This window comes from Burkholderia arboris (assembly GCF_902499125.1).
GTDB classification, from domain to species: domain Bacteria; phylum Pseudomonadota; class Gammaproteobacteria; order Burkholderiales; family Burkholderiaceae; genus Burkholderia; species Burkholderia arboris.
In genome coordinates this window covers 27,030-43,584 of the sequence record NZ_CABVPX010000007.1, presented here as the reverse complement: position 1 = coordinate 43,584, position 16,555 = coordinate 27,030, and the positions used below count along the sequence as shown (strand labels likewise).

Annotated in this window: 17 protein-coding genes and 1 pseudogene; 7 read left to right on the top strand and 11 right to left on the bottom strand. The window is 64.6% G+C overall.

Going from position 1 to position 16,555, the window contains the following annotated elements:
• Positions 1–23: 23 nt before the first annotated feature.
• Positions 24–731, top strand: coding sequence for a type 1 glutamine amidotransferase domain-containing protein (locus BLA15945_RS10670; protein ID WP_174992296.1), 708 nt, complete (start codon positions 24–26; stop codon positions 729–731).
• Here BLA15945_RS10670 and BLA15945_RS10665 read toward each other — a convergent pair.
• The 3 genes from BLA15945_RS10665 to BLA15945_RS10655 form a co-directional block, all read right to left on the bottom strand.
• Positions 728–1,207 (bottom strand): MerR family transcriptional regulator, encoded by a 480-nt coding sequence (locus BLA15945_RS10665; RefSeq protein WP_174992295.1) that lies wholly within the window; start codon positions 1,205–1,207, stop codon positions 728–730. The genes BLA15945_RS10670 and BLA15945_RS10665 overlap by 4 nt on opposite strands.
• 124 nt (positions 1,208–1,331) lie before the next feature.
• Complete coding sequence (locus BLA15945_RS10660) at positions 1,332–2,576, bottom strand: saccharopine dehydrogenase family protein (protein WP_174992294.1); 1,245 nt, start codon at positions 2,574–2,576, stop codon at positions 1,332–1,334.
• A 43-nt stretch (positions 2,577–2,619) separates the two neighbouring features.
• A complete protein-coding gene (locus BLA15945_RS10655) occupies positions 2,620–3,537 on the bottom strand; it encodes an acetoacetate decarboxylase family protein (protein WP_174992293.1) in 918 nt (305 codons plus the stop codon).
• 216 nt (positions 3,538–3,753) lie between these two features.
• On the opposite strand from BLA15945_RS10655, the pseudogene BLA15945_RS37630 reads away from it, so the two are divergent.
• Positions 3,754–4,076 (top strand): annotated as a pseudogene (locus tag BLA15945_RS37630) (alpha/beta fold hydrolase); the annotation flags it as partial.
• Between the two features lie 74 nt (positions 4,077–4,150).
• Here BLA15945_RS37630 and BLA15945_RS10650 read toward each other — a convergent pair.
• A complete protein-coding gene (locus BLA15945_RS10650) occupies positions 4,151–4,813 on the bottom strand; it encodes a glutathione S-transferase family protein (RefSeq protein ID WP_174992292.1) in 663 nt (220 codons plus the stop codon).
• Between the two features lie 154 nt (positions 4,814–4,967).
• Here BLA15945_RS10650 and BLA15945_RS10645 point away from each other — a divergent pair, with 154 nt between their 5' ends.
• Positions 4,968–5,894 (top strand): helix-turn-helix transcriptional regulator, encoded by a 927-nt coding sequence (locus BLA15945_RS10645; RefSeq protein WP_233464179.1) that lies wholly within the window; start codon positions 4,968–4,970, stop codon positions 5,892–5,894.
• A gap of 239 nt (positions 5,895–6,133) precedes the next feature.
• Here BLA15945_RS10645 and BLA15945_RS10640 read toward each other — a convergent pair whose 3' ends face one another.
• Together BLA15945_RS10640 and BLA15945_RS10635 are read right to left on the bottom strand one after the other, a co-directional pair.
• The gene (locus BLA15945_RS10640; protein ID WP_174992290.1) at positions 6,134–8,095 is read right to left on the bottom strand and encodes a Kelch repeat-containing protein; all 1,962 of its coding nucleotides are present in this window, start codon (positions 8,093–8,095) and stop codon (positions 6,134–6,136) included.
• Positions 8,096–8,553: 458 nt separating this feature from the next.
• Entirely contained in the window at positions 8,554–9,198 is a 645-nt protein-coding gene (locus tag BLA15945_RS10635; protein ID WP_059241280.1) for an HD domain-containing protein, read from the bottom strand.
• A 145-nt stretch (positions 9,199–9,343) separates the two neighbouring features.
• Between BLA15945_RS10635 and BLA15945_RS10630 the strand changes: the two genes are divergently transcribed.
• Positions 9,344–9,751: a DUF3224 domain-containing protein gene (locus tag BLA15945_RS10630; RefSeq protein ID WP_174992289.1), complete on the top strand. Its 408-nt coding sequence runs from the start codon at positions 9,344–9,346 to the stop codon at positions 9,749–9,751.
• 49 nt (positions 9,752–9,800) lie between these two features.
• Here BLA15945_RS10630 and BLA15945_RS10625 read toward each other — a convergent pair whose 3' ends face one another.
• From BLA15945_RS10625 to BLA15945_RS10605, 5 genes are all read right to left on the bottom strand, one after another.
• Positions 9,801–11,366 (bottom strand): methyl-accepting chemotaxis protein, encoded by a 1,566-nt coding sequence (locus BLA15945_RS10625; protein WP_174992288.1) that lies wholly within the window; start codon positions 11,364–11,366, stop codon positions 9,801–9,803.
• Between the two features lie 190 nt (positions 11,367–11,556).
• A complete protein-coding gene (locus BLA15945_RS10620; RefSeq protein ID WP_226196065.1) occupies positions 11,557–12,045 on the bottom strand; it encodes a VOC family protein in 489 nt (162 codons plus the stop codon).
• On the bottom strand, positions 12,042–12,887 hold the full coding sequence (locus tag BLA15945_RS10615) for an MBL fold metallo-hydrolase (RefSeq protein ID WP_174992287.1): 846 nt from the start codon (positions 12,885–12,887) through the stop codon (positions 12,042–12,044). Before BLA15945_RS10615 ends, BLA15945_RS10620 begins: the two co-directional genes overlap by 4 nt.
• 18 nt (positions 12,888–12,905) lie before the next feature.
• On the bottom strand, positions 12,906–13,232 hold the full coding sequence (locus BLA15945_RS10610; RefSeq protein WP_059241275.1) for a hypothetical protein: 327 nt from the start codon (positions 13,230–13,232) through the stop codon (positions 12,906–12,908).
• Positions 13,207–13,755: a sugar ABC transporter gene (locus tag BLA15945_RS10605; RefSeq protein ID WP_174992286.1), complete on the bottom strand. Its 549-nt coding sequence runs from the start codon at positions 13,753–13,755 to the stop codon at positions 13,207–13,209. Before BLA15945_RS10605 ends, BLA15945_RS10610 begins: the two co-directional genes overlap by 26 nt.
• 168 nt (positions 13,756–13,923) lie before the next feature.
• Between BLA15945_RS10605 and BLA15945_RS10600 the strand changes: the two genes are divergently transcribed.
• The 3 genes from BLA15945_RS10600 (at position 13,924) to BLA15945_RS10590 (ending at position 16,238) form a co-directional block, all read left to right on the top strand.
• Entirely contained in the window at positions 13,924–14,817 is an 894-nt protein-coding gene (locus tag BLA15945_RS10600) for a LysR substrate-binding domain-containing protein (RefSeq protein WP_059242410.1), read from the top strand.
• 111 nt (positions 14,818–14,928) lie between these two features.
• The gene (locus BLA15945_RS10595) at positions 14,929–15,876 is read left to right on the top strand and encodes an alpha/beta hydrolase (protein ID WP_174992409.1); all 948 of its coding nucleotides are present in this window, start codon (positions 14,929–14,931) and stop codon (positions 15,874–15,876) included.
• Positions 15,873–16,238 (top strand): hypothetical protein, encoded by a 366-nt coding sequence (locus BLA15945_RS10590; protein WP_174992285.1) that lies wholly within the window; start codon positions 15,873–15,875, stop codon positions 16,236–16,238. The genes BLA15945_RS10595 and BLA15945_RS10590 overlap by 4 nt, the downstream gene beginning before the upstream one ends.
• Positions 16,239–16,555 lie beyond the last annotated feature (317 nt).

Below are 16,555 nucleotides of genomic sequence, written 5' to 3'. Positions count from 1 at the left end.
GCCGATCAAACGGAGCCCGCATCATGACCAAGCGAATCCTTCACGTCGTCAGCAATGTCGCGCACTACGCCGATCCGTCGCAGCCGACCGGCCTGTGGCTGTCCGAACTGACCCACGCCCATGAGATCTTCGCGGCGAAAGGCTATGCGCAGCAGCTCGTGAGCCCGAAAGGCGGCGTGTCGCCGCTGGAGCCGCGCTCGCTCAAATGGCCGCATGCCGACGCCGCGTCGAAGGCATGGCGCGCCGACAAGGCCAACGAGGCGCTGCTCGCGAACACGGCCCGCCCGGACGAGATCGATCCGGCCGGCTTCGATGCGATCTACTTCACCGGCGGCCATGCGGTCATGTGGGACTATCCGGACGATGCGGGGCTGCAGCGGCTCACGCGCGAGATCTACGAGCGCGGCGGCGTCGTGTCGTCGGTCTGTCATGGCTATTGCGGGCTGCTGAACACGACGCTGTCGGACGGCTCGCTGCTGGTCGCCGGACGCCGGATCACCGGCTATTCGTGGTTGGAGGAAATCCTGGCAGGCGTCGCGAAGAAGGTGCCCTACAACGTCGAGCAGCAGATGCAGCAGCGTGGTGCGCGCTACGAGAAGGCACTGCTGCCGTTCACGTCGAACGTCGTCGTCGACGGCCGCCTCGTGACCGGCCAGAACCCGCAATCGGCGAAGGCAACGGCCGACCAGGTCGTCGCGCTGCTGTCGTGCGACGCACCGGCGGCCGCCTAACGGCCGGTGGTCCGGCGCAAAGCCGGGTCGTCGCGAGCGTCGGCGGCTCCAGCATCGCCAGCGTCCGCCGCACGCGCGGACGGGAGGCGCGACAGCAGCGTTTTCGCATTGGTTGCGCAATCGACGGTATCCGGTTTCGCGCCGATCCCGGCGATCAGCGCGATGACGTGCGCCTTGCTGTGCGCGAGCCGCGCCTCCAGCGCCTCGATGTCCTGCACCTTGCGGCAGAGCGCGTCGAGCAACGCACCGCATTGCCACTGGGCGAAGTCGGACGGAATCAGCGTGCGAATCTCGTCCAGGCTGAAATCCGCTTTCTGCGCCGTCGTGATCAGATCGAGCGCCGTCACCGCTTCCGGCGGATAGGTGCGATAGCCGTTCGCTTCGCGCTCGACGAGCGTCAACAGACCGATGCGCTCGTAGAAACGGATGCGCGAAGGGGTCAGGCCGGTGCGTTCCGCCAGTTCCCCGATCTTCATGTTCCGATACTCCCCGGCCGGCCTGCAGCCGACCATCTGCCTTGCCCTGACGTCAGGTTGTCTCCTCACGTTGATTCGTCATCCGATCTTTATCCTTTCCCTTGAAAAAGCCGACGGGGTTCGCTCAGATCACCTCGAAACGCAACCCCGCATGACGAACCAGACGCGCGATATAGCGTTCGTCGAACATCGTCGCGGGCGTCCAGAAACCGCCACCGCGCCCGGTCTTGACGCCGTCGCTGCCGCAATCGAGCGCGAGACTGATCGCAGCCTGCCCGAGCATCTTGCCGGTGGAGCCATAGCCCGGATCGCGGTCGCCCGTGACTTTCACGCGCAAGGTCCGCCCGTCGTCGGCGCGGCCGAAGAAACGTATGTCGTAGCGGCCGGCCTGCTGGGCCTCGGCGCTCGGCCCTTCGCCGGGCTTCGGCAGCAGGAAGCGCTCCATCAGGCTGCGCACCGGCTTGACGAGAACCCCCACCATGAACGCGCCGAGTCCGGCCACCATCGTCAGCGCGGTCAGCCGGCCCTTGAGGCCGGTACCCGTCATCACGGCCTCGTCGTAGGTGAAGCGGCTGCCGTACGCATTGCCCGCCAGCGCATTGGAGCGGTGCACGACACGCTCGTTGATCGCCGCCATCACGAACGGCGCGATCCATGTGTCGCTGTCGCGATCGAATTCTGCGGATCGAACCGCATGCTGCCGCACCGTGAAGCCATGCCCCTGCGGGCACAGCGAATACGGATCGAGCAGTTCCCTGCGCAACGCCGGATCGGCCGCCGCTTCCCGCACGACGTTGATCACGCTTGCCACGGTGCCGCCCGACGCCCCACCCTTCAGCGTGCGGACCCGCATCTTCACATGGGTGGCCGGCGCGTCCCACTGCTGCCGCGCCTGTTGCTGCAGGAAGAAAACGCCCATGTCCGACGGCACCGAATCGAAGCCGCAGCAATGCACGATGCGCGCGCCCGATTGCCGGGCCGCGGGCTCGTACTTGTCGATCATCCGTTTGATCCACTGCGTCTCGCCGGTCAGGTCGCAGTAATCGGTGCCGGTTTGCGCGCAGACCCTGACCAGCGGCTCGCCGTAAAGCGCGTACGGCCCGACGGTCGACACGACCACCCGCGTTTGCGCACACAGCGCCCGAAGCTGCGCTTCGTCGGCCGCGTCGGCGACGATGATCGGCACCGACTGCCCGGCCGCCCCGAGCGCGTCCCTCACCTGCCCGAGCTTCGCCTGGGACCGGCCCGCAATGGCCCAGCGCAGCGTCTCGCCATGATCCGACAGGTAGTCGGACAGGTAGCGGGTCAGGATCTGACCGACGAAACTGGTGGCGCCGAATACGACGAGATCGTAGGTCGGTTGGGGCATGGACGACTCCTTCGGCGCGCGCGGGTCGCGCGCATTCGTATCGTTAGCGGGGCTTTCCGGGTTCATCGAACGTCTTCAAAGGCGTCGGCAGGTTCAGGACCAGCTGCGCGTCCTTGACCACATCCAGACGCATGATGGTGGACGCGCCCAGCCCGTCGAGCAACTGGCTCAGCGGCCCGCCGTGCCGAACCAGTTCGACGTTGCGCGGCAACAGGCGCTGCGCGAACGACAGCATGTTGGTCTGCACCGACGACTGGTGCCATTCGCCGTCGATACGGTTGACCATCGTCGTCGTGCCCATGTGCGATTGCGACGGCACGCTGGTCAGCGCCGGCGACGGCACGCTCAGGCTCAGGTCCGTCCGGCCGTCCGGGCCGGCAATGCGCGCACGGGCGGTGGCACCGATGTTCACGTCGATATCGGCGAGCCATTTCGGCAACTGATACCCGTGTACGCCGCGCACCCGCGCGATGTCCGTCGTGACCGGCAGCGCCAGCACGTGTGCGACGAAACTGCGGCGCCGCATCGAGTCGATCAGCTCGAGCGCATGCGACCCTTTCGCACCCGGCCGGCGGATCACCACCGCGACGGATACTTCGTCATACGGATCGTTGTCGCAGACCGAATACGAAAAGAACGTCAGTGCGACGAGCCCGTACCCGGGGAGCGCCCGCAGCGGTTCGAGCGGCGCGGGCAGCGTGGTCCGCAGGCGTTCGAGCGGCGCGAGGAACAACAGCTGGATGCTGCTGGAACGGTAATAGAAGTTCGGCGCCCAGGTCGGCCCCACCCGCGAAGCCACCTGACGCTTCGGAATCCGGCGGAAAAAATCGATGTTCCCGGCTGCGGGGTCGCGCGCCACCTCGTTCAGGTCCGGATTCATCCGGAACCGGTCGTAGTACCCGCCCTCGAGCACGTCGACCGTATGCGGCCCGAATTCGACCTGTGTAAAGCGCCTGTCCATGTTCGTTGCCTCCCGTCGATGATCGATCGTGGCAGGCAACACCCGAAGCCTGCTGATTCACTGTCGTCAGCAGCACTCTAAGCTTTAAGTCAACTTTAAGGTCAAGGCGACGAATAGAGGAACATGTCGGACTTCGCCTGCGCGGCGTTCCGGCGGCCGGCGCCGGATCATGTGGCCGCCGTGCGGCGCCCCTTGCCACGGATCGACACCATGCCCAATCGCGAAGGCGCGACATCGTCGCAAGGTGTCATCCGGTACGGGTGGCGGCAAGGCATGATGGGCATCGCCAGGACGCACCGTGACGGCATCGTCACGTTCTCGCAGACCGCCTTCACCGACGACCTGAAAAGCACCACGATTCGCGTTCTCGCGATGCATGGCGACGACGGCCCGATCTTTCCGTACGCCGATCCGGTTTCCTGCCGGCGAAGCTGGCGAGGAACAGCACGCCGAAGGTCCATGCGGGCTTCCCGCACGGCATGCCCACGCCCCGCGCCGACACGATCAACGCCGATTTGCCCGCGTTCATCCGCAGCTGAACGCTGCGCATGCCGGCGCAGCCTTCAGCCCGGGACGCAGGTTGAAGGCCGCCCTGCATGGCCGGCGAACACGGCTAACAGGTTTCACGAAGAAAATCGGGAACCGCTTCCCCGATCGACGCCAGGTACGCCGCCATCGCACCGGCCACCTTGCGCACGGCGGGACGCGCCGTCATCCGCTCACGCCACGCGAGCAGGTTGGGGGTCTCACCGGTCATCGGCGCGCCTTTGCGCGCGCCGAACAACTGCGCCATGTAGAACGCGATATCGGCAAAGGAGTAGGTTTCGGCGAGAAATTCGCGATCCGCGAGCACGTGCTCCATGCGCCGGTAGTATTGCGCCGCTGCGGCACGCGCGGCCTGTGCCGCCGGATCGTCCGGCGCGTCTTCCAGCCCCATCAGCCGGACGATGTGCGGAAAATACACTTCGTCGCTGCCGTGTTCGAGCTGACGCGCAACGGCGCGCGCCGCCGGACGCGCCGGCCACAATGCGGGCGCCGGTTTCAGATCCTCGAAATACTCGAAGATTTGCGTGGAATCGAAAATCTCCAGCTCGCCGTCGATCAGCACCGGCACCTGGCGCTTCGGGTTGATGCGCAATACGTCCGGATGCCTGGGTTCGTAGCCGCGCTGCTGACTGAACGGCACCATCGCCCGCTCGAAATCGATGCCCTTCTCGTGCGCCGCAATCTCGACCTTGGCGCCGAACATGCTCAGCGGTCCTGACAGGATCTTCATGGTTTGTCCTTCGCTTCGATGGAACGGATCGGGGATGCGGCAAAGCATAAGCCTGAAAACATGACACCTGATGTCATGTATTTGGAGTAACGTGCTGTGAATGAAAGCGAGCCGCCTGTTGTCGATCCTGATGATGCTGCAAGCGCGCGGCCGGATGACCGCGCCTGCGCTGGCCGAAGCGCTGGAAGTGTCCGAGCGCACGATCCTGCGCGATATCGACCAGCTCTCCACGGCCGGCGTGCCGATCTGGGGCGATCGCGGCCGCAACGGCGGATTTCAGCTACGCGACGGCTGGAGCACCGATCTCACGGGGCTCACCGAGCACGAAGCGCATGCGCTGATTCTCGCGGGCCTGCCCGGTCCGGCGGGCGAACTCGGCCTCGACGGCATGGCGGCCTCCGCGCGGTTGAAAATGATGGCGAGCCTGCCGCCGGGCTCGCGCGAGCAGGCCGACCGCGTCGCCAGCCGGCTGCATATCGATACCGTCGACTGGTACCGCGCGCAGGAGACGCCCGAATTTCTGCGCGAAGTCGCCGATGCGGTGTGGGGCGCGTATCGAATCGACGTGACATACCAGAGCTGGCGCGGCGTATCCCGCCGTGCGCTCGAGCCGCTCGGCCTCGTGCTCAAGGGCGGCGCGTGGTACCTGATTGCCCGGGTGGCCGGCAAGCCCGGCGCGCTCACCTTCCGGCTGGCGAACATTCTCGAACTCGACGCAACGCGCCGCCGTTTCAAGCGCCCCGCCCGGTTCGATCTGGCCACGCACTGGCGTGACGCGATGAGCCGGTACGAAGCCGACCTCCACCGGCTGACCGCCCATATCGCAGTATCGCCGCGCGGCGAAACCTGGCTGGCCAACGAGCGGGTCAACGCCGCGCCGGTTTCGCCGGATGCAGGCAACGCAGCGGTGCCGCCAGGATGGAAAGCGTTCCTGATGCCGATCGAATCGATCGAGCACGGCGCGCGCAAGCTGCTGGGGTACGGCGCGCACGTGAAGATCCTCGGGCCGCAGGCGCTGAAGGATCAATTCATCGACGAGTTGTCGCAGATGAAGGCGCTTTATCGATCGGGCGGCGATTGACGTAATGCGTCGAGGCCTTTGCCGGCGCAGCGACGACACGGCTGCCCGCTCTTGAGAGCGCGGCGTCTGTCAGGCCTGGATCGTTTCGGGCACCTGCCGCACGCAGCGCAGTCGCAATCTTCCGGTACGCAACGTGATTGGCTGACGACGGCGGATCGCAACGCAGCAGATTGCCGGCGCCCGACGCATCGCGAATATCCGAAGCAGCCGCGCGATCAGCGCGCGGCGTGCCTCCCGAATCAACGGAATCGTTCAGACGACGAGTAAGTTCTGGTGTGATGGTAACTGCCGGCAACCAGCACGGAGCCATCGTTCAACAGCGTAGCCGTATGCATGGATCGCGGATCGCTCATATTGGCAATTGCAGCCCAGTTTCCTGTTGCCGGATCGAACACTTCCGCCGACGTTCCGTTCCCTTCGTAGCTGGCGTCATAGTTGCCCGTGACGACGACGCGCCCGTCCGGAAGACGTGTGGTCTGGGAATCGCGGCGTGGCATGACCATCGGTCCCGTCAGCGTCCAGACTCCGGTGACCGGGTCGTACTGTTCGGCCGTGAGCGACGAACTGTTTCCTCCAACCACCAGCACCTTGCCGGTTGACAGCATCGTTGCGGTCGGCGTGGATCGCTGCACGTGCATGTCGCGAACCAATGTCCATTTACCGCTGGGCGCGTCATAAATCTCGGCCGTGGCCGTGACACCCGCCGTACTGCTTCCGCCGGCCACCAGCACTTTTCCTCCAGGCAGGAGCGTTGCGATGTGATGCGCACGTGCGATGTTCAGGCTACCGGCCGTCGTCCATGTCCGGCTGACCGGGTCGAACAACTCTGCCTCGGCAACGAAGGTACCGAAATCGCCTTCCTCGATACCGCCGACGACCAGCACCCTGCCGTCCGGCATCAGCGTCGATGTCGCCAGGTGCCGTCCGCGCTTCATGTTGCCGACCGGCGTCCACACTCCGGTTGCCGGATCGTACAGCTCCGACGTGCGAGTCGTTTCACCACCTGTCACATACCTGCCGCCGGCAACCAGCACGCTTCCATTGTCCAGCCTGGTTGCGGTGTGCTCCGTACGAGCAGTCTGCATTTTCCCCGCACGCGCCCATACGCCGTTGGCCGGGTTGAATCGTTCTGCAGAGCTGAGTATGCCGCTCAGTCCCGACCCACCCGTTACCAGAACTTCGCCATTGGACAGCAACGTTGCAGTATGCGACGCTCGCCCCTCAAAAAGATTACCGCCCGGCAACCATTCACCGCTCGCCGCAGGGATCACGGAAATTTCGAGTGGCGCCTGCACCGTGCCTGCACTATTGCTTCCCGAAACAACATAGGCCGTCGGAACCTGGGCGTTCGCCGGCGTCCCGCTGATCGCGCCCGTCTGCGCATTCAGACTGAGCCCTGTCGGCAATGCCGGGGATACCGCGTACCGCGCAATGTTGCCGCCGGTCGATTGCGGCAAATTCGGTGTGATCACCTGACCGACCGTATAAGAGACGGTTCGACTCAAGTACTCCAGATGCATCGGCGGTGCAATTGCCGCACGCACCTCAAGTGTGACTTGCGCCGTCACGTTGCCCGCACTGTTGCTGCCGGTTACCCTGTAAGACACGGGGCCCGAGACGGTTGCCGGCGTTCCGCCGATCTCCCCCGTCACGGGATCGAGCACGAGCCCGCCGGGCAATGCCGGCGATATCGTGAATTGCGTGATCCTGCCGCCAGACGTGGCAGGTACGATGCCCGTGACAGCTTGTCCGGCAGTGAAGATCATGAATGGATTCTGGTAGGCAAGCGTCGCAGGAGCGGCCGTTATCGCCTTGACCTCGATCTGCAGCCGCGCAGTGACGCTTCCCTGAGCGTTGCTGCCCGTCACCGTGTAAATTGCGCTCGGCGTGGCCGCGACGGGCGCGCCGTTCACCACGCCGGTCTGTTGATCCAGGACGAGTCCGTCTGGAAGCGCCGGCGATACGCTGTATGTTGAGATCGGACCGCCACTGCTGGACGGGATGTTCGGCGTGATCTTTTCGCCCGGCGAATATACGGCCGACGGCACGGGATAGGAAAGACCGGCGGGAGACGCAACGGCACTGCCACTCATGTGCGACACATCCGGATTGCCCGGCCCGCCGTCACCGCCACAACCGGCCACGGACGTGGCAAACACCAGGCAGCACCCCAACCAGAATCCCTGTCTGAACGAAATCACGATTCCCTTCCCCCGAAAGTGGACACACGCTCTCATTTAATTAGTTTTACAGATTAATCAGGATTTCATTTTTCTTCAAAACCCGATCAATGCAAGTGCAAGCGTGTCGACAAGGATCGCAAAACGAAGTGGTCGACTTCAAACCTCGCCGCCAGCGCTGCCCTGGCACTATGCCGGCGAAGATTACCAGAAATTTTCAAAAATATTACGATGTTAAATGTTAAATAACATGATGTGCGGCTTACCAGGTGCCATCGTCTGCTGGATGAGCCCGGAAGGAATCTCCGATGTCCGGCGCGCTTTCCCGTTGCGACTCGGGGAACCGCAATACGTGGCCGCAAAGAATCTCACCGTCAAGCGGCCGCGCAAGCAATTTAACGGCTTGCTTCTCCGGACAGCCGCCAGTCCGTGACCAGCGCACCCAATGAAAGCTGCAGCACCCATCGCCCCCCGCCCATTCAGATCTCGTCGGAAAACTCGTCGAGAAAGCGCTGCAACCGGTCGCGACGCATGATCGCCATGCGCGTCCCGGTGACGGTCTGGAACCCGGTCGCCAGCGTCAGCAACTTCGTGCGGAAGTGGTCGATCGCGAATCGCGCGTCGTCGAGCGCCCGTTCCGATGCGTGCGGATCGGCCGGGTCGTACAGCGCGCTGCCCATCCGTCCCGCGACATAAAAGCAGCGTGCGACACCCACCATGCCGATTGCATCGAGCCGGTCGGCATCCTGCAACACCCTGGCTTCGAGCGTCCTCGGCACGATGCAGGCCGAAAAACTGTGCGCCTCGACCGCATGCGCGACGGCATCGATCTTCGCGTCCGGCCAGTCGAGCGCCTTCAGCACCTCGCGCGCCTTGCCCGCCGACAGCCGCGATGCCTGCGCGCGCAGCGGGGAATTTTTCTCGACGGCCACACAGTCGTGCAGCACCGTCGCCGCACACAGTACTTCGGCATCGCCGCCTTCCGCGGCCTGGATCGCGGCGGCGTTCTTCCACACGCGCTGCAGATGCGACGTGTCGTGAGCACCGTCGCCATGGGCGTCGTGCCAGTGAGCCAGCAAGGTGGTGGCCAGTTCCTGAAAGGGGGCGAATGCAGGGGGCGTCACGGGTGCGGGAGGTCAAAGACGGGAAGGCGATTATCCCTCAGGTCGAATCCGGCACCTCGCTGCCGGCGCACCGCACAAACCGTTACCGCCAGTTGAACCCCGTTGGCTTATAGTGCGGAGTGCCCATTCAACGAGGAGAGCGCTCATGAAACTGCAGGCCAGCGGTCCGTTCGAAGTGAAGCTGAATCCGGAATCCCTGAGCGCCGTCGCGGAAAGCAGCGGGCTCGGCCGCATGTCGCTCGACAAGCAATTTCACGGCAACCTGGAAGCCGTCAGCCACGGCGAGATGCTCGCGTTTCGAAGCAGTGTCCAGGGCTCTGCCGGCTACGTGGCGATGGAAACCGTCCAGGGTGCGCTCGGCGGGCGCAACGGCAGCTTCGTCCTGCAGCACAGCTCCACCATGACGCGCGGGCAGCCGCAGCAGTCGATCACCGTCGTGCCCGATTCCGGGACGGGCGAATTGCTGGGGCTTTCCGGTTCGATGATCATCCACATCGACAACGGCCGGCATTCGTACAGCTTCGACTATGAATTGCTTGACGCGGCGCAGTAAGCCGCTCACGGCGGCGGCGCCCAACCCGGGACGGTGACACGGCCCGGCGTTACACGACGGCCCCGTCACGCAGACGGAACTGCGCGACCGCCGCGCTCAGTCGCGCGCCCTGTTCGTCCAGCGACAGCGCCGCGGCGGCCGCCTCCTCGACCAGCGCGGCATTGCGTTGCATCGTCTGCTCCATCTGGATCACTGCGGCGTTCACCTGCTCGATGCCCGACGATTGCTCCTCGAAGGCCTGGCTGGTTTCGCTCATGATCGCGTTGACACGCTCGACCGCGGCGACGAGCTCGGCCATCGCCGAGCCGGCCAGCGCGACGAGACCGCTGCCGTCTTCGACGCGCCGCGCGGAATTGCCGATCAGGTCGCGGATTTCCTTCGCCGCCGAGGCACAGCGCTGCGCGAGGCCGCGAACCTCCGTCGCGACGACCGCGAAACCGCGCCCCTGCTCGCCCGCGCGTGCGGCTTCGACTGCCGCGTTCAACGCGAGGATGTTCGTCTGGAACGCAATGCTTTCGATCACGCCGACGATGCCGGAGATGCGCGCGGAGCTGGTCGAAATCTCGGACATCGTCTCGACCACGCGCTGCATCGCGTCGCCGCCGCGCGCCGCAATGCCGGCCGCGCCTTCGACGTACGTACGCGCATCGCGCGCGTTGTCCGCATTCTGGCGCACGGCCGCCGTCAGTTGCTCGACGCTCGCGGCCGCCTGCTGCAGCGACACGGCCTGCTGCTCGGTGCGCGCGGACAGGTCGACGTTGCCGCTCGCGATCGTGCGTACGTCGCCGACGATCGTCTCGGTGCTCGCCCGCACCTGGCTCACGGTATCGACGAGGCCGTCCTGCATCCGCCTCAACGCATTCAGCAGATAGGCCATTTCGTTTTCACCCGGGATGACGACGGTTCCGGTCAGGTCACCTTTCGAGATTTTTTCGAACTGGCCGACCGCGAGATTGATCGGCTCGATGATCGCCTTCGCGAGCACGCGCTGCGCGACGAAGCCGACGACGAGCGCCAGCGCCGCGACCGCCCCCATCCCCCATACGATCCGGTGGAAATGCACGCCGGCCGTATCGTAGCGGGCCTTCTGACGCGTGACCTGGAACGATTCGAGCGCGTCGATCGCCGCCTGGTAGGCGGCGAACAACGCAGGCGGCGCGGTGCGTTGCGTGTCGAGGAAGTTGAATCCATCGTCGCCGTCCAGTTGCGACAGCGCCTTCAGGAACACGCGGTCAAGCAGCGCGCGACGACGGCTCTGCAGCGTGTCGAACAGCGCCTGTTCGTCCGCGTCGCGCGCATGCAGGCGCGCGTAGGCGTCCAGTTCGTCGTTGCTCTGCTTGAGGAGCGTGTGGAGCTGCGCGACTTCGTCCTTCGCGGACTGGCCCGCACTGATGACCTGCGCGACGTCGCTCATGCGTTCGCGCAGCACGAGCATCCGCTCGGAGCTGGTTTTCAGGTGCAGCAGCGACGCGGTGTCGTCGCGGTACATCGCCTCGAGCGAACCGTTGCCCAGATAGAGGGCCGCGATGCATGCGCCGACCACCAGCACGAGCAGCACGGTATAGCCGGCGATGGTCGCAACGAGTCCACCACGGATTGTGAGTTGTTTTCGCATGACGTTCCCTTGGGCTGGCCACGCACGGCCAGCGGCGGATATGGATGCCGGATCACGAACGATGCGCGCCGTGTCGCAACACGCGGCGCGGGGGCTGCGAACGGGTTAACGGCAGCGGGAACGGGCAGGTTTTACCTGCACGCGACGCGAATCTTGACGATTGCGACAGATGGGGGGAGAAGCAGCGCGGCTACCCGCCGTCGCCGAGCCTGGCGCGAATCTCGTCGGCCGACAGGTCGCGCTGGTGCGTGGCGATCTGCCAAACGTTTCCCCACGCATCCTTGACCATCGCCCGCCTGTCGCCGTACGGCATGTCGGCGGGCGCTTCCAGTGAAAGCGCTTGCGCCGCAATCGCGCGCCGATAGGTCGAATCGGTATCCTCGACATACACGTATAGAAACGCCGGCATCGGATCGCGCAGGCCGGCGCCGCCGCTGATCATCACGACGGAATCGCCGATCCGGATCTCGGCAGGCAAGCCGGCCCGGAATTCGCCCTGTGCGTGAAACACCGTGCGGATGAAGGCGATCAGGTTTTCCGGATCCGGCACGACGATGCGGGGCGTGACGGTATGCCATCCATCGGGCTGGAATGGGGCCATGGTGTGCGACCTCCGACGAGATTTCCGAATGGATTCTCCTCCGTGGAAGACAGCCTGGAAAGGGGCGTGCGGCCTCACGCCCCGGTTTCGTAAAACAGACCGTATTCGCCCTTCGTCCGCCGGATTCGCGCGAAACCGGCCTCTCCCAGATGCATGCCGGCAATCATCAGCCCATCCGTGCTGATCCAGTCCAGCAACCGCGATCGCGTGGCCGCTGCCCGGGACGCATCCTGATCGAATGCAATCGATACGTCCGGCCGTTTGATCTGGACGTGCGGAAAATGCACGATATCGCCCCACACCAGCAGGCCCTGATCGCCGGATTCGATGACATACCCGGTGTGCCCGTCGGTGTGTCCCGGTAACGGCATCGCGCGGATCCCCGGCAGCACGTCCCCTTCATCGAACGTCCGGAGCACGTCGCGGTAGCCGTCGAATGCCTGACGCGCGATCAGGAAGTTGCCGCGTGCCCGCTCGCTGGCACGGCTCAGATTTCCGTCGTCCCGCCAGAATTCGACCTCCCGTCGATGCGCAACCAGCTCCGCATTCGGAAACGCCACGTGCCCGGCGGCATCCACCAGCCCGCCGACATGGTCGGGATGGGCGTGTGTCAGCAGGATGGTGTCGATCGCCGCAGGTTCGATGCCGGCAAGCCGTAAATTGTCCCGCAGGCGGCCGCCCCATTGCTTGATGCCGCCGGCCCCGGCATCGATGAGCATGGTGCGGCCCTTGCCGCGCACCACGTAGCAGTTGATATGCACTGCAGAGGGTTCGTTCTGCCCTGCGTCGCGCTGCATCCTGGAAGCCTCGGATGCGTCGATATTCGACAGGAAGTCGAGGCTGGCCGTGAGGTAGCCGTCGCTTATCGCGGTGATCGTGAAATCCCCGACTTGCTGACCGGGAAAGGTAACGGTGGACACGGTGCGTCTCCTGGCCGGCTAGTTCCGGGCGTGAATGTTCGGCGCGGCATGGCCGAAGCAACGGATGCGCGCCGTCAGGCCCGTGCGGCGGGCGATGGCGTGATCCAGCGCTTCCATGAACGCGTTCATGACCGCAGGCGGGCGAAACGACTCCGCACGATACTGGACTTCCGCGAAAACGGGATGCCCGTGTCCGTGCCGGACGCTCACATAAATGATGTGGACGTTCCCGAGGTCTGCCTGAAGAACATCCGTACAGAGTTCGATGCAGTCGCCGGACAGCCCCGCGAGGTGCTCGTCGGACGGCATGCGTTCCGCATCAATATGGAAAGTCACGTTGGGCATCGCGCCCCTCCTTTGTCAGTTGCTCCGTCATCGGTGCATAAAGGTAAAGGTCTGCCGGCGCGTTCTCGACGAGCCAGGCGTCACGCCGCGGCAGCACGGCGAGCCAACGGTGCGCCGGAACCTGCTCCAGCGCAACGGCCTGCATGGCCAGCGGGTTCAGGCCCATCCCGATCAGCGGATCGGGCCCGCTTGCACTCAGCACGAGAAGTTCGTCGGCCGCGACCGCCGGCGCAAGACCGATATCGCTGTAGAGATTGCGGTGCCAGTCGGTGATGTGCTGCTGCCACCGTGCGAAATTGCCGCCGCCTTTCTGGCGATATTCATCCCCGGCCAGCACGTCGGGACCGTCGACCGTGTGGACGGCCAGATAAACGGGGCAGCCGTCGCCGATCGATTTGAAACGTTGCGACGTATGAAAGCCCGTCACCGAGATGAGGGCCGGCAGCTTTTCAAGGCTGTAGAAGTCGTTCCATTCGGCTTCGCTGCCGGGGTCGGCGAAGCTGCATTCCACGGTGTAGATCATCGGATTGTCCTTCGTGACGGATGAGCATCCTGCTCCGTGAACCTGGATGTTCAGTGCAGTGACGTAATGCTAATCTGCTGCTTCCCGCGTATATATCGACTTAAAGTCAGCCTTCAGTGATATTTGCTCAAGCTGATGTCGAACGCGCTCCAACCGACGAGCCCCCCGATGCGACGCAAGATCCCGAGCAATTCCGCGCTCCTGGCCTTCGAGGCGGCTGCCCGGCACGGCAGCTTCGCCCGTGCCGCCGACGAGCTGGCACGCACCGAAGGCGCCGTCAGCCGCCAGATCGGCCGGCTGGAGGCGTTTCTGGGTGTGACGCTGTTCGAGCGCGTCGGGAACCGGGTGCGGCTTGCCCCCAACGGCACCCGATACGCGGTGCAGGTGCGCGAGATTCTGGATCGGCTGGAACGGGACAGCCTGTATCTCATGGGCCAGCCCGTCGAAGGCGCGAGTATCGACATCGCCGCGATTCCGACCTTCGCCACCCGCTGGCTGATCCCCCGGCTGAAGCGCTTTCAGGATCGGCATCCGAACATCACCGTGCATATCGCCGAGCGGATGGAACCCTTCCTCCTGGCCGGCAGCGGTTTCGACGCGGCCATTCATTTCGAGCATCCGGCATGGACCGGCATGCATCTCCACCGCCTGCTGGAGGAAGTGCTGGTGCCCGTCTGCAGCCCGGCGCTCCTCGAGGGCGTTGGCGCGAACCCGTCGCTGGATGAATTGCCGCGCCTTCACCGGCGGCAGAATCCGGACGCGTGGCAGAGCTATGCGCAGGAGACCGGCATCGTGCTCACCAATTCGGCCGTCGGCCCGCGTTACGATCTCCATTCGATGCTGATCGAGGCGGCGCTGGCCGGCCTGGGGGTGGCGCTGGTGCCGCGCCTTTACATCGGGACGGAGCTGGAACAAGGTCGTCTGGTCGCGCCCTGGCCCGACGGCAAAGCGGTGACCAAGAACTTCTGCCTCGTGCTCCCCGAGCCGATCGAATTGAGCGCGGGGCCTGCACAGGCGTTTGCGGAATGGGTGCTTGGCGAGGCGCGCGGGTCGGCGCCTTGATGCCTCGCCGGGTGGTCGTTGCAGGACAACCGGGCGTCCGGAAGCATGGCGATGGCGATTCTCGGCCATGTCACCACCGCGGCAGCCCTTCATTCGGGAAGTCCTTTACACATGATGCAGACAGACATCGAAGCCCCGGGGCCGGGCGGCCCCCTGAGCGGCACGCTGTTATCTCCGGCCGCGGGCGATGTGCCCGTGGTGCTGATCGTGCCGGGATCGGGCCTGACCGACCGGAACGGCAACAATCCATACGGCATTCAGGCATCGACCTACCGGATGCTTGCCGAAGGATTGCTCGCCAACGGTATCGCGTCGGTTCGAATCGACAAGCGCGGCATGTACGGTAGCGCGTCGGCGATAGCGGATGCGAATGACGTCACGATCGACGACTATGCGGCGGACGTCCGCTCGTGGGTGACGGCCATCCGGACGCAGACCGGTGCGTCCTGCGTCTGGGTGCTGGGGCATAGCGAGGGTGGCTGGGTCGCGTTGTCGGCGGCACGGCAAGCCGTCGACATCTGCGGTTTGATCCTGGTGTCTTCGGCAGGACGGCCGCTCGGGCAAGTATTGACGCAGCAACTGCAGTCGAACCCCGCGAATGCCCCTGTTCTCGGCAACGCCATGTCGATACTCGAATCGCTCGAAGCCGGAAAGACGGTGGATGCGGCCCGGATCGACCCGGCGCTGATGCCGTTGTTCAGGCCGCAGGTTCAGCGGTTTCTGATGAGCGAATTGGCCGTCGATCCGGTGGCGCTCCTGGCGGGTTGTACGAAGCCGGTGCTGATCGTTCAGGGCGCGCGGGATATTCAGGTCGGGCTGCAGGATGCGCAACTTTTAAAGGACGCAAATCCACGCGCGCGGCTGGCGGTTATCGCTCATGCCAATCATGTGCTCAAGACCGTGCATACGGAGGCTCGGGACGAAAACCTTGCCGCGTATTCGGCCCCGAGCCTTCCTCTGGCAGACGGTGTGGTGGAGGCTATTTCGGTGTTCGTTCGGGAATCGGCTGCCGGTCGGCATGCTTGCCACGCGCCTTCGGAACGGGAAAACGAGCGATGACCGACCTGATTCGATTCCAGGTTCGGCCGGTGTATCACGGGAGCGAGCTGCTGGTCGAGATACTCGAAGACCATCGTGCCGCCGGCTTTCCCAACGTCGCTGCGATCCTGAAAAGCGCGCTGCATTCCGTTCAGGTCCCTCATCCTGACGGCCTCGATAACCCGCGGGTCGCGTGGTCTCAGGACCGCTATTTCAGCTATTGGACGTATGCTCGCGGCGACTATGAAATCGACGACGATATCTGGGGATTATTCGTCACGGCTTCCGTCAACAACTCGCCCATCGTCGCGGACATCGAGCGGGCGCTTCTGTTGACGGGGAAGTTCGTGAAGGAGGACGTCGACTTCGGGAAGTTCGCGTGACGCCGAAGGATTCGAAGAAGATTGAATCACAACGGGGCGTGACGGCTCTCGGTAGTCTGCGACGCGTGCTTCGGGTCGACTGAGCTGCCTGGATCCGGCGGCAAGCGTCGATGAGCGGTCAGTCGACACTCGGGTTGATCGAGTTCGCCTAGGGTATGGACGGCAGCGTTGGGTTGCGGATTCAACCCGTCGATGCCGAACGTCGCCTTCGCGCCGAAGCGTATCGTTCGATGCCCGTCACGGACGAAACTGCATCGACAGGCGCAAGCATTGAATTCAGGTCTCGTCCGAAACAGCGGCCGTCTGATCGTGGAGTA

Bases quoted from the DNA above. Each gene is read 5' to 3' on its own strand.
- BLA15945_RS10670 (WP_174992296.1), top strand. From the start codon at position 24: ATGACCAAGCGAATCCTTCACGTCGTCAGCAATGTCGCGCACTACGCC.
- BLA15945_RS10665 (WP_174992295.1), bottom strand. From the start codon at position 1,207: ATGAAGATCGGGGAACTGGCGGAACGCACCGGCCTGACCCCTTCGCGC.
- BLA15945_RS10660 (WP_174992294.1), bottom strand. From the start codon at position 2,576: ATGCCCCAACCGACCTACGATCTCGTCGTATTCGGCGCCACCAGTTTC.
- BLA15945_RS10655 (WP_174992293.1), bottom strand. From the start codon at position 3,537: ATGGACAGGCGCTTTACACAGGTCGAATTCGGGCCGCATACGGTCGAC.
- BLA15945_RS10650 (WP_174992292.1), bottom strand. From the start codon at position 4,813: ATGAAGATCCTGTCAGGACCGCTGAGCATGTTCGGCGCCAAGGTCGAG.
- BLA15945_RS10645 (WP_233464179.1), top strand. From the start codon at position 4,968: ATGACCGCGCCTGCGCTGGCCGAAGCGCTGGAAGTGTCCGAGCGCACG.
- BLA15945_RS10630 (WP_174992289.1), top strand. From the start codon at position 9,344: ATGAAACTGCAGGCCAGCGGTCCGTTCGAAGTGAAGCTGAATCCGGAA.
- BLA15945_RS10625 (WP_174992288.1), bottom strand. From the start codon at position 11,366: ATGCGAAAACAACTCACAATCCGTGGTGGACTCGTTGCGACCATCGCC.
- BLA15945_RS10610 (WP_059241275.1), bottom strand. From the start codon at position 13,232: ATGCCCAACGTGACTTTCCATATTGATGCGGAACGCATGCCGTCCGAC.
- BLA15945_RS10605 (WP_174992286.1), bottom strand. From the start codon at position 13,755: ATGATCTACACCGTGGAATGCAGCTTCGCCGACCCCGGCAGCGAAGCC.
- BLA15945_RS10600 (WP_059242410.1), top strand. From the start codon at position 13,924: ATGCGACGCAAGATCCCGAGCAATTCCGCGCTCCTGGCCTTCGAGGCG.
- BLA15945_RS10595 (WP_174992409.1), top strand. From the start codon at position 14,929: ATGATGCAGACAGACATCGAAGCCCCGGGGCCGGGCGGCCCCCTGAGC.
- BLA15945_RS10590 (WP_174992285.1), top strand. From the start codon at position 15,873: ATGACCGACCTGATTCGATTCCAGGTTCGGCCGGTGTATCACGGGAGC.